The sequence below is a fragment of the Variovorax sp. E3 genome, assembly GCF_016082275.1.
Lineage (GTDB): Bacteria > Pseudomonadota > Gammaproteobacteria > Burkholderiales > Burkholderiaceae_C > Variovorax.
The window spans coordinates 40540-55075 of record NZ_MOWM01000022.1; the positions used below are offsets into that span (position 1 = coordinate 40540).

Consider the following 14536-nt stretch of genomic DNA (forward strand, 5'->3'; position numbering starts at 1 on the left):
AGCCAATGGCCCCAGTTTCCGAACGACAGGCGACGTCACCCCGGGTGCCATCGCGCTCGGCGGAGGCGGTTTGCGTGGTTATGCGCACATAGGAGTGTTGCAAGCACTGGAAGAAGCAGGCATTCGTCCTGACCTGGTGGTGGGAACCTCCATCGGGTCAATCATCGGGGCAGCCTATGCCTCCGGCACCTCCCCAGACCAGCTCTGGCAGCTAGCCAATTCCATGCGTGTGACCTCGCTGGCCGATGTGACCCTGCATGGGCCGGGCTTCGTCAAGGGCGAAGCGTTGGCACGTTGGGTCAACACATTGGTCGGGTATCAGCCGATCGAACGCTTCCCAATGCAGTTCGCCGCCGTGGCCACGGACATCGACCGCTCCTTACCCTACGTAATCACCCAAGGAGATGCCGGCGAGGCGCTGCGGGCGTCGGCGGCTATTCCGGGCGTATTTCTACCCGTGCAATCCGGCGGCCATGAACTTGTCGATGGTGGCGTCGCCTCACTGGTACCTGTGCGCGCAGCCCGTGCTTTGGGCGCTGACGTGGTCATCGCCGTGGACATCTACTGTAATGGTCCGCGATACCCATCGAAATCCGCCATGTCGATGTGGCTGAGGGTGTCCCAGACGCAGAGTTGCCTGCTTTCGGGCCCGGAAACGGCATCAGCCGATGTTCTCATCGCGCCGGCCATCGCATCGGCCGGACTTGATGACGCGGCTGGCCGGGAAGCCGCCAGGAAGCAGGGCTATGAGGCAGCGGTCGCTGCCTTGCCAACATTGTCAGCTGCCTTGCGACACTATGGCGTTGGCCCCTGAACGCGCAGTAGGCTATCGGCAGGCGCGTCGACGAGTCCTTTCCATCAGGGGCTGACACGGATTGCTGTCAAAGTGGCGCGATTGGCAGGTAGGCGGCGGGAAGTTCGGCTCTATGGTCGTGGTGTCACCACCACATCGAAGTTCCCTATGAACATCAAGCATGCCGGATTCTCTGCCGCCGCCCTGACGGCCCTGTTCCTGGCCCAGCCATCTTTCGCGCAGGACGGTTGGTCGCTCGCCAAGGATTCCGAGGGCATCAAGGTCTACGTGCGCGCCGTCCCGGACTCGCCCCTAAGGGAATTCAGGGGCGAGGTCCAACTCGAAGCGACTCCCGACAGCGTCGTGCGGGTCCTGCGCGACGCGGATGCATTCCGCAAGTGGATGCCAGACGTCGCCGTCTCGGAACTGCTCAAGGCCACCGACAGCGAACAGTTCCACTACTTAGACTACAAGGCGCCTTGGCCCGTATCGAACCGCGACGGCGTCTACCACTTCACCTATTCACGGGACAGTGATAGCGCGGTCACCGCACGGGTGGAAGCCGTCCCCGATTACATACCGCTGCGCGAAGGCAAGGTGCGGATTCCAAAAGCCGAAGGGCAGTGGAAGCTGGTGCCCAACGCTGGTGGTGTGAACGTTACCTATCAGATGCATGCCTCCCCGGGCGGCTCGATCCCCAGCTGGTTGGCCAATCAGATGGTGGTAGATGCGCCCTATGGAGCGCTCAAGGCCTTGCGAAGCTATTTGCAAAATACCCGCTGACGTTAGCAACTAAGTTTGGCGTGGTTTGCTTAGAGACTGGCGCGAATCGCTAGGGAGCTGGCGCCGCCCGCTGCGTACAGTGGGTAGCACAGAAGGCGAACCAAACCCCAAGGCGCCATGCGCATCAAATTTTCGAACCAAGGATTTTAGAAATGAATACGAAAGTCGCTCTCGTCACAGGCGCATCGTCCGGCATCGGCGAAGCCACCGCCCTCAAGTTGAAGGCCCTCGGCTACACGGTTTACGCCGCAGCGCGCCGCGTAGACCGGATGCGAGACCTGGCGGACGCTGGCATCAAAATCTTGGCTATGGACGTGACGGATGACGCTTCGATGCAGGCGGGCGTCCAGGAAATCATCGACAAGTCGGGCCGTATCGACGTCCTGATCAACAACGCCGGTTATGGCTCCTACGGTGCCGTAGAGGACGTACCCCTCGATGAGGCCCGCGCACAGTTCGACGTCAACGTGTTCGGTGCCGTGCGCCTTGTTCAGTTGGCCTTGCCGCACATGCGCAAGCGGCGCTCGGGAACCATCGTCAACATCACCTCGATGGGCGGCAAGATCCACACGCCGCTGGGCGCCTGGTACCACGGCACCAAGTTTGCGCTCGAGGGGATCAGCGACTGCCTGCGCGTGGAGGTGCAGCCTTTCGGCATCGACGTGGTGGTCATTGAACCAGGCGGCATCAAGACAGAGTGGGCCGGAATTGCTGCGGACAAGCTGCGCGAGACTTCTAGCAAGGGCGCTTATGCCGGACAGGCCAATGCCTTGCTCAAGACGATGGTGAGCGAAGCCAACCTCAAGCGCATGTCACCGCCTGATTTGATCGCGGATACGATCGGCAAGGCAGTCAGCGCCGGCCGTCCAAAGACGCGCTATGCCGTCGGCTTCGGTGCCAAACCCATGATCTTTCTGCGCCGCCTACTCTCTGACCGGGCCTTCGACAGTTTCATTCGTATGGCTACGGGGATTCCGCGTAAAGGCGTTTAAGACGGTCTCTTGATGAGCAGTTCTCGGGCATTGGGAACCGGCTGCCGTTGGAAACCGGAGGCTCGCCTGCCCCCACGCAGGTTCCGGTCATCACATCTTTAGCGACTGAGGAAGAGAAACGCCTGCAAAAGTCTGGTTCATCGCAGGCGCTGCCCGCGGATTTGGACGTGTCTGGGCCAAGGCCGCCCTGGTGCGCGGCGACAAGGTCGCGGCTACCACACGCGACGTGGCATCGCTAGATGGTCTCGTCGAGCACTACAGTGAGCACATTCTGCCGCTTACGCTGGATGTCACCAGCGAACAGCAGGTCCTAGATGCAGTGGCGCTTGCCCACCGGCATTTCGGGCGCCTCGATGTCGTGTTGAACAACGCAGGCTATGCACTGGTCGGCGCCACCGAAGCAGCGAAGCTGGGAGAGGTGAAGGCGGAAGTCCGAGACCAACTTCTTCGGTGCGCTGCGCGTCATCCAGGCGGTGCTGCGGATCCTGCCCCAGCAGAACGCGGGGCACATCCTTGGAGTCTCAAGCGTGGTCGGCATCGTGGTCGGGCCCATCCTGCATATCCTCTGGTATTGGGAAAGTGGCGGTTGGTGTCCACCTCTCCGCTAGAGATGTTCATGTGTTTCGAATACTGAAACGGGAACAGTCTGCATTGTGTCCCTTGCTGGCAGAATCCAGCTGATGAGAGGTGGGTGCGCTCAGGCGGCGGCGTCGCAAAATCAATCGCCCTTCAAACTCCTCATCCCGATTCAGATGAACACATCGCCCAATATCCAACGTGTTCTGCAAGCGCTCAATGCAAATCGCACACCTGGCTGGCAATTTCCAGCCCACTACCTCGGCCTCGCATTCGAGCAATTGACGGAAAAGCGCGCAGAAGTATCTATGTATGCTGGCCCCCATTGCATCGGCGCGCAGCGGAGGGTTTCATTGGAAGCATTGGGTGTGCTTGCTGATGTGGCTATGGCCGGTGCAGTGCGCGGGCGAATGGGAAATGCGGCTCGCGTTGCTACCGTCAGCATTCGTCTCAGCCTGGGTGTGCTCCCTGCAGATGGAAAACTTCGGGCTGCCGCAGAACTAAAGCTCAACCCGGCCAATTCGGCTGTGCGGATGGCGACAACAGCTTTAACCGTGGAAGCGAACGGCTCGCTTTGCTGCATTGGGGAGGCGAGCTTTGCTGCTATCGATAGCCGGCGTGTAGTGGCTTCCCATCCGCTTTCCAAGTGCAGTGCGCTCGAATGTACGCAGCCTCTTGCACCCGAAGAACTGACGCCGGAAGAATTGTTCGTTTTGAATAGCGCACGCTTGGCTGATGCCGAATCGCGGGAGGACCATGCATTCATTGAGCGTTTCTGGGGCTGTTCGGCCACTCACGGTGATGGCTGGGCTGCACTTCGCGTGGCGGGAGGCCTGCACACTGCCAACCGAGTGGGAGACATTCAGGGCGGCCTCTTGCTTGGTCTCGGCGGACGAATCTGCTTAGCCGCACTTTCGCAAGACTGGCGGCTCGTTGACCTCTCGGCACAATACATCACAGCAAGTCCTGGCAAAGGGGTGGTGATGCAGGCAAAGACGCTGCGTGTGGGACGTAGCCTCGCCTCAGTGGGATGCGAAGCCGTTGATGATGCAGGGAATATTACATTTCGTGCTCAGGCGAGCCTGGTGCGGAACATACATTCTTGAGTCTCTCTGCATCCGTGCTGAGTCGGGTTGAGGAAAAAAACCGACAAAGCTATCTAACCAATCGCATGATCAATCTGGTCTGACCGCTTCCATTGAGTCGCTCAAATGTCGGTGAATGGAATGCCGTGTCAAGGCGATGTGACCCAGGCTGCTTCCACCTCTGCAGCCAACGACAGAAGTTTCTGACCGAGCGTCTGAATAGTAAGGTGAGGAGGAGGGCCCGCGGATGCCAAGTAACTGGCGTTGAGTCCATATGTTGAACCCTGAGGCCCTAGGACTGTAGTGCCAACGCCTGCATTGCCAAAAACTGAACTCGCTTGGCTGTATCCCAATTTTCGTGCAGAGCGAATCGCAACATTCAGAGTCGCCCGAATCTTTGGCCACTCCCGCCCACGTTGCTCCGCCAGCATGGCGTAAACAGCCGCGCGCTCGCGCGCCCCAAGATGCGCGAGATAAGCGATACCTGGCGAACAGGTCTCGATAGGCAGACGAAGGCCTGCTGCCACCGTCCGAGTCTGGACGCTCCGTCCCCTGCGAAACGTCGTCACATAAACCATATGCACGTGGTCATATGCGGATAGTCCGACATTGATTTGGTTTTCTCGGGCAAACGCTTCTAGCAAGCCGTTAACGGTTCCGAGTTCGGAACGACTGAACTGAAAGGCCCGTCCAAGACTCAGGCAAGATGGGGCTAGGCGGTAGGCTTCTTCCTTGGGATCGAACTCAAGCATCCCCGCATCCACAAGAGACCGGCTCAATCTGCTCACCGTCGCCTTGGGCAATTGCACCCTCGCCACAAGCTCAGAGTTGGAAAGGCTTGGTGCCCCTTCGAGGAAGGCGCGGAGAAGCCGGATTCCACGCTCCAAGGACTGGCTACCGGGCGTAACCCGAACGAACTTTCCGGTCTCCCGGCTCATGTGGCGGCTTTTATGCATGGCGTCCCCTAAATGCGAAAGGCTCAGGGCTAGCCTCTATGTGGGCCAAGTGCTTGTCCCTGACAGCGACTCAATTTAGCACCAAGCCGGTGCGATTGCGCGGCAGCGACCAGCCATGAAGACTGCGTTGCCTTCTTATCTGGGCTGGCGAAATAGACGCTACTGACGGACTTGCTTCAACCAACGGCCCGTGGCGGTCGGTCGGTGCCAACGTTCGTGTTGCCGACTCGTTCGGTTACCGCTGCCGCCGCCTCGACGACTATGTTGGAGAAACTTTGTATTTCGCTGCGCTTGATGCGGGACGGAGATCCCGTGATGCCAAGGCTGCCGAGGATGTGGCCCGACCGATTGAAGATGGGGGCGGATAAACCGAACACGCCAGGGTTGATCTCACCAACCGTATACGTGTAACCCTCCAAACGGATGCGACCAAGTGTCTCTCGGAAAGCCGTCCAGTCCGCGCCCAGTCCGGACGTCGCAATGGTCTTGGCGGATTTTTTGTATATGCTTCTCAGCTGATGAGGGCGCAAATGTGCAAGGATGATCTTCGAGGCTGCGCCAAGAAACAACGGACGCTGCTGCCCGCGCGAAAGAATATTCGGAGGGCTATCCTCCGTTAACTCCTCCCGTACACAAAGCACCGTGCTGCTATAGAGCGCGCAGACTTGCGCAGAGCATCCGGTTGCTTGGACTAACGATTCCAGAATTTCCCCAGAGGCGATGTACAGCGGGTCACACTGCCTGATCTGATGGTCCAGCTGAATGATGAGCGGCCCCAGGATGTAGTGTCCATTCGACACAGCGGCGATAAGTCCAGCATCGCCAAGCGCTTTGATGTAGCGATAACCGGTGGACCGGGAAAGACCTTGCGATCTGATGAGCTCCTCGCTGGACCATACCGGCGCCGCGGGCGTGAACAGGGTGAGTACTTCAAGCAAGCGAACCAAGCTGTTCGATGGCGCCTCGCCGGCTGTGAGGGAGAGTTCGGATTCCTTCCTGGGAGCCCGCTTAGTCCTTGGTTTTGACGGTACCTCAGCAGTGCTCATTTCCTTTGCCATCTCAATCTTCTCGCCTATTAAATGCGCCTAAGGGGTCGGGTGCTTCAGTATATCCATCCAATCATTCTGAGCGACTGCGCCCGAGAAATTGGCTAAGAGTGCGAGAAAAAGCGGGGCAAGCTCAGGCTTGCGTTCGATGTTATTTTGTCCTACTATTTGGAATATTTTTTCTTGTGTTTGCTTGCATGGAGTGGGTAGCGCATTGCGTTTCTGCACCGCTTGATCGAAAGGTCCAACAATGTTTCCTGTCTCCACGTCGACTTCTCTTCATTCATTTTTGGGTGAGCGAATGCAACTTGCCTTCGTGGTGCCTGATCTCGATGAGGCCCTTCATTTCTGGACTACGAAGGCCCCGCTCATTTTGGAGCCTTCCTGGAGATTGCCCCGATGCGCCCGACCGAGCGAAGTATTTCGGCGGTATTAAGACGCTCGCGGACACGTGGGATGGCAGCCGGCCCGTGCGAGTCTTCCGACGCGTGCGGAGTTCATGGCTTCTGACGACTGCAAAACAGTGTCTGTGTAGCGCGTGCATGTGCCACAAGCACGTTGCGGGGGGAGGGCTCTACTCTCCGAGCACAGATCCGGATCTTCCTGGCGACGATGCATCGGTGATCGGGGGAGGGCGACGCGCTGAACTGAGCGGGACAGCGTAGGACTCAGGTTGAAGAGTTGAGTGCAATGTTCAAGTAATGAGTATGAGAAGGCTCGAAGATAAAGTCGTTCTGATAACGGGTGCGGCGCGCGGCATTGGAGCTGAGACTGCACGAGTTTTGTGGCGGAGGGTGCGCAGGTCATTCTGGTAGATCTACTTCAAGTGCCGCTGAAAGCGCTTGCCCAAGAACTGGGTAGTCAAGCTTCGTTCCATTGTGCCGATGTCACCGATGACCGCGCGTGCCGCGAAATGGTCGATTTGGCTGTTCACCGATTTGGCAGGCTTGATGTCGCAGTGCTCAACGCGGCGGTCGCCGGTCGAGTTGAGCGCCTTGTTGACTATCCTGTGGAGACTTTTGACCATGTGATGGCGGTCAACGTGCGAGGCACTTGGCTGGGCCTGAAATACGCGATGAAGGCGATGGCTAGCACGGGCGGCAGTATTGTCGTCATGTCTTCAACGTCTGGTGCGCGGGCCACGCCCAACATGTCGGCCTACGTTGCTTCCAAGCATGCCGTGATCGGATTGGTTCGTGCTGCCGCCATGGACGGCGCGGGGCAACGCATTCGGGTGAACAGCGTTGCGCCTGCGTCGATTGACACTCCTATGGCGCGAGACCTGAATCAAGGCGCATTCTCGGAAGCAAACACTACAGAGACGAAGGCGCGCCTCATTCCTCTTGGGCGCCAAGGCACATCGGCCGAGGTGGCGCACATGATCTTGTTCCTGGCCACCGATGAAGCGAGCTTCTGTACCGGGGGGGTCTACATGGTGGATGGCGGCGCGACCGCAGGTCGAGCCGAGTAAGTTGACGATTGTTCCTAGGCTGAGGACGTTTTCTAACAGATGCTTGGTGCCTTGTCGCGACGGTGGTAGGTGCGTGCAAACAGGCGGGTGCGCGTGGCTTGGATCACCTTCCGGTCGGCCAATCCGCTGGGAAGTCCCTAGCCTTCAAGGCAAAGGCCCGAGCAAAGGTGCAGGGCATCTCGCAGCTCCAATCGAGCGTGTGTAGACGTGCAAATATTCTCCATTCTCCATTCACACGCTTCAGCCTGTCCAAGTAGCGCAAACTCCGCGCCAATACTGTTGTGCCATCGGAATTCACCAAGAACGCGAAAACATTGTGCTCGGTCTCGGCAAGCTCCTCGGTCTGACTCTTGAACACCAAGTTGCCCGCGAAATGAGTTGATACCCTGCACGCTCCGGAAACCAGATTGTCGAAGAGTGCGATCTGAGCCATTAGCGCGTCCACTCCGTGAGCCTGGGGTCTGCCTTCGTACTGAGCTGTGACGTCTTCAGTGAAGCAGTTCCGCACCAAATCCTTTCGGCCTGAGTCAGCCGCGTTGAAGTAGCGCATCAGCACGTCGTGGATATCGGCCCTGTCTCGGAGGTAAATTACGGAGTTACTCATATAATAAATCCCTCATTATGAGAATGTTTCTATTAATTTTAAAGAAAATAATCATGAAGCATTGACGACCAGGATTGCAGAAGCTAATGCACCGGCGATCTGTCGCTACAATAAAATCCCGAAAGCTTGTTAGCGACTGCTGATCTGGATCGAAAGATCGCCGAGATAGCTATAACCCGCAACTGGCATTGATTCTTGCGGACTTGTGATCCTCAGGCCGCCAAGGTCCTCGACTGAGTCGCCGAAGTGCACGCTCTTCAAAACACAAGTCGACCTGGCGCACAGCCCCATGCGGCTCTCGAGTGAGTGGGGTCCTGCACGGTCAGCGGTACTTCGCAGTTAGGCCGCCGTCGATAACAAGCGTTTCGCCGGTGACATAACTCGCGTAGGTCGACAGCAAAAATAGCACACCGTTAGCGATCTCATCGCTGACGCCTATTCGCTTCAATGGGATAGTTTCTGCGACGACATCAAGGGTGGTCCGGTTGCTATTCTGTATCGGCGTGTCAATGACTCCAGGGGCTAGCGCATTGACGCGGATGCCAAAGCCTCCGAGGTCCAACGCAAGCGCCCGCGTGAGGTTGATTAATGCTGCTTTAGATGTCGCATAGCTAGCTCTGTTCTCCTTGGCTTTTAAGCCAGCGATTGAGGCGATGGTCACAATAGCTCCGCCACGTTTGGCCGCAACCATCTGCCGGGCCGCGGCGCGGCAAAAATACATGGCCCCATTGAGGTTGACATCGATAACGCGATGCCACTGCTCATCTGTGTCCGTCAGCACGTTGGATGGGCCGACGATGCCAGCACCAGCGACGGCATGCGTTGTCGGACCATGGGTATGCAGAATCTCCTCAAAGCACGCGTCGATCGCGTGAGAGTTGCAGACGTCAACGGCGTATGCATGGCGGGCCGCCTCTTCAGCGCTGCCATATACCTCGCTCGCCGCAAAGAGGAGCCTGTCTCGATTGACATCGATCATTGCTGGCGTCGCGCCTTCCGCCCGCAGCAGTTTGCATAAGGCAAGACCGATGCCGGACGCCGCTCCCGTCACGGGAACTACCGCAGATTTCAGTTTCCAATTACTCATTTGTATCCATCATTTCAGACCGACTGGTTTGCTTGCTCTGCGGACCTTTGGTTCTTAGCTTCCGTCCCGCTCGTGCCTGCTGGTTGTCACGTCGGATCATCATCCCTAAGCGGGCGACCAATATCAGCATCTTAAAAACAAATCTCTTAAGATGGGATAATCTTACACTCTCGTATGATGATCTGCAAACACCGGGATTGATCACTCTGGCACCGTAGCCGGAACGAGAGGCCATTACTTCAGCCACCTCCTATCTTCATGAGAATCACCATGACTGAATCAAGTTCGGATCAAAGAGGGTTCAGCGGGAGATCGACGCTTCGCGCTTCGATGCGGGCGGTGTGCTTCGCCCGGTTCGGCGGTCCAGAAGTCCTCCAAGTCATCAAGAGGCGGAGGCCCCAACCAGCAGACGGCGAGGTGCGTATTCGCGTGGCGGCGGCCACCGTAAACCCCACCGATGTTCAAATGCGAAGCGGCGAGCATGCATCGATGATGACGCAACTCGAGCCACCGTTCATTGCCGGCATGGAGTTTTCCGGACAGATTGACGCCGTGGGACCAGGCATATCGGAAGACATGTTGCTTCGTCAGGTCATGGGCATCGTGAACCCTCGCAGGCCGCAGGGGGGCGCCCACGCTGATTGGATCTGCGTGGCCGCTGACTCGGTGCTTCCTATTGAACCCCACCTAGACTTTGCGGCCGTTGCGACTCTTCCGATGAATGGCCTCAGCGCATTGCAAGCGCTTGAACTACTTGCCTTGCCAGTTGGGGGCACGTTGTTGGTCACCGGTGGGGTCGGTGGGCTGGGTGGCTACGTGATTGAACTGGCGCGGGCAAGCGGGCTCACGGTAGTTGCGGATGGGAATCCGAAGGACGAGCCCCTGCTGCGCGAACTCGGCGTCAACGTAGTCGTGCCGCGTGGAGAGGAGATGGTGGCCGCAGTGCGACGAATGTACCCTCAAGGGGTCGACGGTCTTCTCGACGCCGCGTTGTTGGGGACATTCGCCGCTGCTCTGGTACGCGATGGTGGCGTTGCTGTAAGCGCGCGTCGCAGTCATTCCATTGACGATCCGCGACTGCGATGCGCAAACGTCATGGTGACGCAGCTGATGAATGAGGCGACCATGCTCCAACGGCTTTATGCGCACCTTGTTGCCGGCCAGATCACACCGCGTGTGGCAGCGCGAATCTCGGCTGCGAACGCCGTCGAGGCGCACAAGCTTGTGGAGGGTGGGGGGTTGCGTGGACGCGTCGTCCTCATGTTCTCGTAGCGACTCTTCGCTTCATGGAGGACGGAAAGGTCGCCAATCTTGCCGAGCCACAGCTGCCTGGCTAAAACATGGGTAAAACCCTAGGCTTCGGAAATTACTAACAAAATCCCTTGTAGTGGGATTTATAGATTGGTATGCTTCGCTCCATATGAGCGCAGAACCGATCGTCGACTTGTGTATTTCCACCAAGCGCCAGGGCGGAGCGGGAAAACTCATCCGCCTGGCGTATCAAGTCGTTCTTCCGGGGCAGCTGCGACATATAAGGCCGCGCTGCCCTGCTACTCACTGATATGGATGCGCAGCAGTAAGTCATGCATCTGAGGGGATATGCCCGCTTGCCTGATATTTATGCTCAAACAAGCGATCGAAATGAAACCCGGCTTCCCCAGCTATTCCAAGATCGGGCGCTTGAGATTCAGTCGCGTCACTTTTGAAAGTCCTATTGTTATGCACATGGGCGATGTCGGACCATTGAATCAAGTGATCCAACTTTTTTGGGCCGAGCACTTCGCGGACGTAGAGGACAAACGGACGAATCCAGACAAGGAGTTGGTGCCGGAAGGCGATACCGCAGAGCGATCGATCCGTCTGTGGCGGCACAAGACGTGTGCCTAGTTCGTCGGGTTCCCGGGTTGTAGTCTCGTGACCAAGGCGGCGTGAGCAGACGCGCGCACAGACGCCTCATGTCGGTTTCTGCGAAACGCAAGATTGAAAAGAAGGAGACACAAATGAGCAAGTCAAAATGGCCCCAGCGAATGAAGCTGATTGCAATCCTTGCGATCGGAACCGCAACTCTCCCGCATGCCGCGGTAGCCGCGCCTTATCCGGACAAAGCCATCCCATTGAAGATCGTTGTTCCCTTTGGCGCAGGCTCGGCGGTTGATGCCGTGGGGCGCGCCTTGGGCAGAGCCATCACTGAAGTCTCGGGACTGAATGTTGTCGTGGATAACAAGCCTGGCGCTGACTCAGTCATTGGCATGCAGGCTGTGCATCAGGCACCCTCCGATGGTTACACCATCTTGCTTGTAAGCAGTTCGACGCCGGTCTTGAATCCACTGATTCTGCCTAAGCAGCCTCTGGAGATAGAGCGGGACTTCGTTGCAATTTCTGCCGTTGCTAAGAACTACCCGGCGGTATTCAATGTAGGCCCCAGCACGCCCTTCAAATCGGTGCTCGAGTTCATCGCGGCCGCCAAAGATAGTCCGGGTAAGTACACCTATGCGAGCGCTACCACCACGTCATTGTTGGCAGGCCAGCTATTCGAGTCGGTCGCAGGGATTCGGTTAGTCAACATTCCGTACAAGACCATCACATCCGCTGTTGTGGGAGTCGCTGCCGGTGAAGTTGATCTGCTGATTACAGATCCAGGAAGCGTGAAAGCACAATGGGACAGCGGCCGCATACGGCCGCTTGCGGTAGGGGCGCCATCCAGGTTACGTAGCTTTCCGCAGATTCCGACACTGCTCGAAACCGGCATCCACTACGAGTTGCCTGCTTGGTTCGCCACTTACTTCAATTCGAAAACTCCCCCGGAACGGGTTGCGGCGATGCGAGATATTGTGCGAAAGGCAGTCCAGTCTCCCGACTTCAGCTCGGCATTGAACCGGTTCTATATTGAGCCGTTCGACATAGCCGGCGACGAACTTACAGCACTGACTAAAAAGGACGTCGAGTCGTGGGGAAGGGTAGTTCGCGAGTCAAAGGCTCGAGAGAAGAAATAGCCCCTGTCGATTAATTATTCCTCATATATATAGCCTCAACGGAGACATGGATGAAATTTCCACCAAAAGCCGCAGTCGTCCTCGCCATGTTAATTACTACATCGGCTACCTTCGCACAAGAATATCCTTCGAAGCCGATTCGAATCGTTGTTCCGCTGTCAGCAGGAAGCCTGACGGACACATTGATTCGCCTGATGGCGGTCAAGATGGGAGCGACACTTGGCACCCCCATGATCGTGGAGAACCTTCCAGGTGCAGCGGGGATCGTTGGCACCGTCTCGGCGGCGAAGGCTCCGCCCGATGGCTACACCATGCTGGTAGCGGCAGCCTCGTCGTTCTCGGTCAACCCGCACGTGAACAGGAGCCTGCCATACGACCCGTTGAAGGATTTCGCTCCCATCTGTCGCTTTGGCGGAGCAACCAATGTCCTTGCCGTAACTCCTTCGCTGGGAGTGAAGTCGGTCGCGGAACTTCTGCTGAAAGCGAAAGATGGCAGCGTATCGTTTGCCTCAGCAGGCGTCGGCACTACTTCGCATCTTGCGCAGGAGTTGTTCAAGTCAAAAGTGAGTGCTTCATTTCTGCACGTGCCATACAAGGGGACCGCGCAGGCGGTCACCGACACCGTAGCAGGGCATTCACAGGTGATCTTTGATACACCCGGTCCTCTGATAGCTCAGATACAAAGCGGGAAGTTGATTCCGCTCGCCGTTATGAGTTCGCATAGATCGGCTTCGCTTCCCAACGTTCCGACATTCGAGGAGCTCGGCTACCCTGGCCTCACCCTGCAGGGCTGGTCCGCGCTGGTTGCCCCGGCCCGCACGCCTGCGGCCGTCGTGAGTCGCCTTGCGCAAGCATGCCAAGCCGCAGTGGCGTCGCCCGACTTCCAAGAGCAGGCACGTTCGAGGGGGTTTGATATTGACTTCGCCGGCCCCTCGGAGTTCGGAGCGTTCATTGTCAGCGAGTTGCCGAAGTGGGGGAAACTCGTGAAATTGGCCGGTATCAAGCCTGAGTAGCGCTGTGCTCGTGCAGAGGAGTCGCTTTGACTGGCGCGCCGCGCAAGCGTGAGCCGATACCCGGCGAGTGTATCCAGCCAGCGCAGCGGAATGTTCGAAGGCAATGGTCCGACCTCCGGCGGAGGGCTCTTAAAACTGCATCTTCATGAGCCCCGTTGCCAGACGATCGTCTTGCGGACACTGCGCTCTACCATTCGGCGGAGCATAGGTGGCTCGGATCGGTCTGATATCTGTTGTGCCAGAGCAGCCGGGAGACGAAGCTCCCGATCTGAATCGGAAATGGGACGAGCTTGATAGGAAACATGTACGAGAGCTTTTCGCCCATGAACACATTCGGAACGGTGCAGATTAAATCCGTTTCGGCCACGACCCGCGCGGCGGCGAAGTGGTTGTCAACGAAGAGCGCAACCCCTCGATGAATGCCATTCGCACGCAGACGTTCCGTGATGGGATCCACGGAGTCACTGACTCGTTGCACCACGACATGTCTCGCGTCGGCGTACTCCTTCGCTGAGAGCGGAGACGCAGCCCATCGGCTACGGGCTGACACCATGCAGATCACGGTGTATTCCCCGAGTCGCTGCTGGCGTAGTGAACGATCTGCTCCGGCCAGCGTGCCGACTGCGAGGTCGGCTTCGCCGAGCTCGAGCGCCTCGCGCAGCCGTGCCTGAGGGATTCTTTTAGTGCGGATGCTGCAGCCAGGCGCCTCGGAGGCGAACGCGGATGCCAGGTCCGGAGCGATCAGGTACTCGCCAATGTCCGTCATGCAGACGATGAACTCCCTGTTCGCCGCCTTCGGGTCGAAGTCCGCACCTGGCTGCGAGATCAGGTTGACGTCGCGCATCACGCGATCAACGACAGGCCCGAGCGCGATGGCTCGCGGCGTCGGACGCATCGTATTCCCGCTTCGAACAAAGAGCTCGTCCCCGAAATATTGACGCAGCCGGCGGAGCATCTGACTCACGCTCGGTTGGGTCACGCCTAAGGCGTCAGCAGCCCTGGACACATTGCCAGTGTCCAAGAGCGCCTTGAGAGTGGCGAGCATTGTCAGATCGGCGAGGCCATGCCCTTTAGGGAAGTTGGTCATAGGCGCTACTTATATCCCCTATAGGGCCAGATTGCTTCAACCCGCGATCG

At 57.9% G+C, this 14536-nt stretch carries 15 protein-coding genes; 10 read left to right on the forward strand and 5 right to left on the reverse strand.

Going from position 1 to position 14536, the window contains the following annotated elements; all coding sequences use genetic code 11:
- The first annotated feature begins 97 nt into the window (after positions 1-97).
- The 5 genes from BMG07_RS10875 (at position 98) to BMG07_RS10895 (ending at position 4250) form a co-directional block, all read left to right on the forward strand.
- Complete coding sequence (locus tag BMG07_RS10875; RefSeq protein WP_269758843.1) at positions 98-814, forward strand: patatin-like phospholipase family protein; 717 nt, start codon at positions 98-100, stop codon at positions 812-814.
- Positions 815-961: 147 nt separating this feature from the next.
- A complete protein-coding gene (locus BMG07_RS10880) occupies positions 962-1576 on the forward strand; it encodes an START domain-containing protein (protein ID WP_198084579.1) in 615 nt (204 codons plus the stop codon).
- 152 nt (positions 1577-1728) lie between these two features.
- A complete protein-coding gene (locus BMG07_RS10885) occupies positions 1729-2568 on the forward strand; it encodes an oxidoreductase (RefSeq protein ID WP_198084580.1) in 840 nt (279 codons plus the stop codon).
- 187 nt (positions 2569-2755) lie between these two features.
- The gene (locus BMG07_RS10890; RefSeq protein WP_269758848.1) at positions 2756-3202 is read left to right on the forward strand and encodes an SDR family NAD(P)-dependent oxidoreductase; all 447 of its coding nucleotides are present in this window, start codon (positions 2756-2758) and stop codon (positions 3200-3202) included.
- A 118-nt stretch (positions 3203-3320) separates the two neighbouring features.
- Positions 3321-4250: a PaaI family thioesterase gene (locus tag BMG07_RS10895; protein WP_198084581.1), complete on the forward strand. Its 930-nt coding sequence runs from the start codon at positions 3321-3323 to the stop codon at positions 4248-4250.
- Between the two features lie 128 nt (positions 4251-4378).
- On the opposite strand, the gene BMG07_RS44785 is transcribed toward BMG07_RS10895, so the two are convergent.
- Positions 4379-5185: a helix-turn-helix domain-containing protein gene (locus BMG07_RS44785; RefSeq protein WP_198084582.1), complete on the reverse strand. Its 807-nt coding sequence runs from the start codon at positions 5183-5185 to the stop codon at positions 4379-4381.
- 176 nt (positions 5186-5361) lie between these two features.
- Positions 5362-6243 (reverse strand): IclR family transcriptional regulator, encoded by an 882-nt coding sequence (locus BMG07_RS10905; protein WP_198084583.1) that lies wholly within the window; start codon positions 6241-6243, stop codon positions 5362-5364.
- A 772-nt stretch (positions 6244-7015) separates the two neighbouring features.
- On the opposite strand from BMG07_RS10905, the gene BMG07_RS10910 reads away from it, so the two are divergent.
- Positions 7016-7702 carry an SDR family NAD(P)-dependent oxidoreductase gene (locus tag BMG07_RS10910; protein WP_198084584.1) on the forward strand — a complete coding sequence of 229 codons (687 nt, stop codon included), beginning with the start codon at positions 7016-7018 and terminating at the stop codon, positions 7700-7702.
- A gap of 103 nt (positions 7703-7805) precedes the next feature.
- On the opposite strand, the gene BMG07_RS44790 is transcribed toward BMG07_RS10910, so the two are convergent.
- Entirely contained in the window at positions 7806-8306 is a 501-nt protein-coding gene (locus BMG07_RS44790; RefSeq protein WP_374221257.1) for a nuclear transport factor 2 family protein, read from the reverse strand.
- Positions 8307-8628: 322 nt separating this feature from the next.
- Complete coding sequence (locus BMG07_RS10920) at positions 8629-9393, reverse strand: SDR family NAD(P)-dependent oxidoreductase (RefSeq protein WP_198084586.1); 765 nt, start codon at positions 9391-9393, stop codon at positions 8629-8631.
- 417 nt (positions 9394-9810) lie between these two features.
- Between BMG07_RS10920 and BMG07_RS10925 the strand changes: the two genes are divergently transcribed.
- The 4 genes from BMG07_RS10925 to BMG07_RS10940 all read left to right on the forward strand — a co-directional run bounded on the left by BMG07_RS10925 (position 9811) and on the right by BMG07_RS10940 (position 13399).
- Entirely contained in the window at positions 9811-10665 is an 855-nt protein-coding gene (locus BMG07_RS10925) for an alcohol dehydrogenase catalytic domain-containing protein (RefSeq protein WP_307866931.1), read from the forward strand.
- Positions 10666-11034: 369 nt separating this feature from the next.
- The gene (locus BMG07_RS10930) at positions 11035-11280 is read left to right on the forward strand and encodes a hypothetical protein (protein WP_198084588.1); all 246 of its coding nucleotides are present in this window, start codon (positions 11035-11037) and stop codon (positions 11278-11280) included.
- A gap of 113 nt (positions 11281-11393) precedes the next feature.
- A complete protein-coding gene (locus BMG07_RS10935; protein ID WP_198084589.1) occupies positions 11394-12386 on the forward strand; it encodes a tripartite tricarboxylate transporter substrate binding protein in 993 nt (330 codons plus the stop codon).
- Between the two features lie 50 nt (positions 12387-12436).
- Positions 12437-13399 (forward strand): tripartite tricarboxylate transporter substrate binding protein, encoded by a 963-nt coding sequence (locus BMG07_RS10940; protein WP_198084590.1) that lies wholly within the window; start codon positions 12437-12439, stop codon positions 13397-13399.
- Positions 13400-13586: 187 nt separating this feature from the next.
- Here the strand turns inward: BMG07_RS10940 and BMG07_RS10945 are convergent, their stop codons facing one another.
- Entirely contained in the window at positions 13587-14486 is a 900-nt protein-coding gene (locus tag BMG07_RS10945) for a LysR family transcriptional regulator (protein ID WP_198084591.1), read from the reverse strand.
- Positions 14487-14536 lie beyond the last annotated feature (50 nt).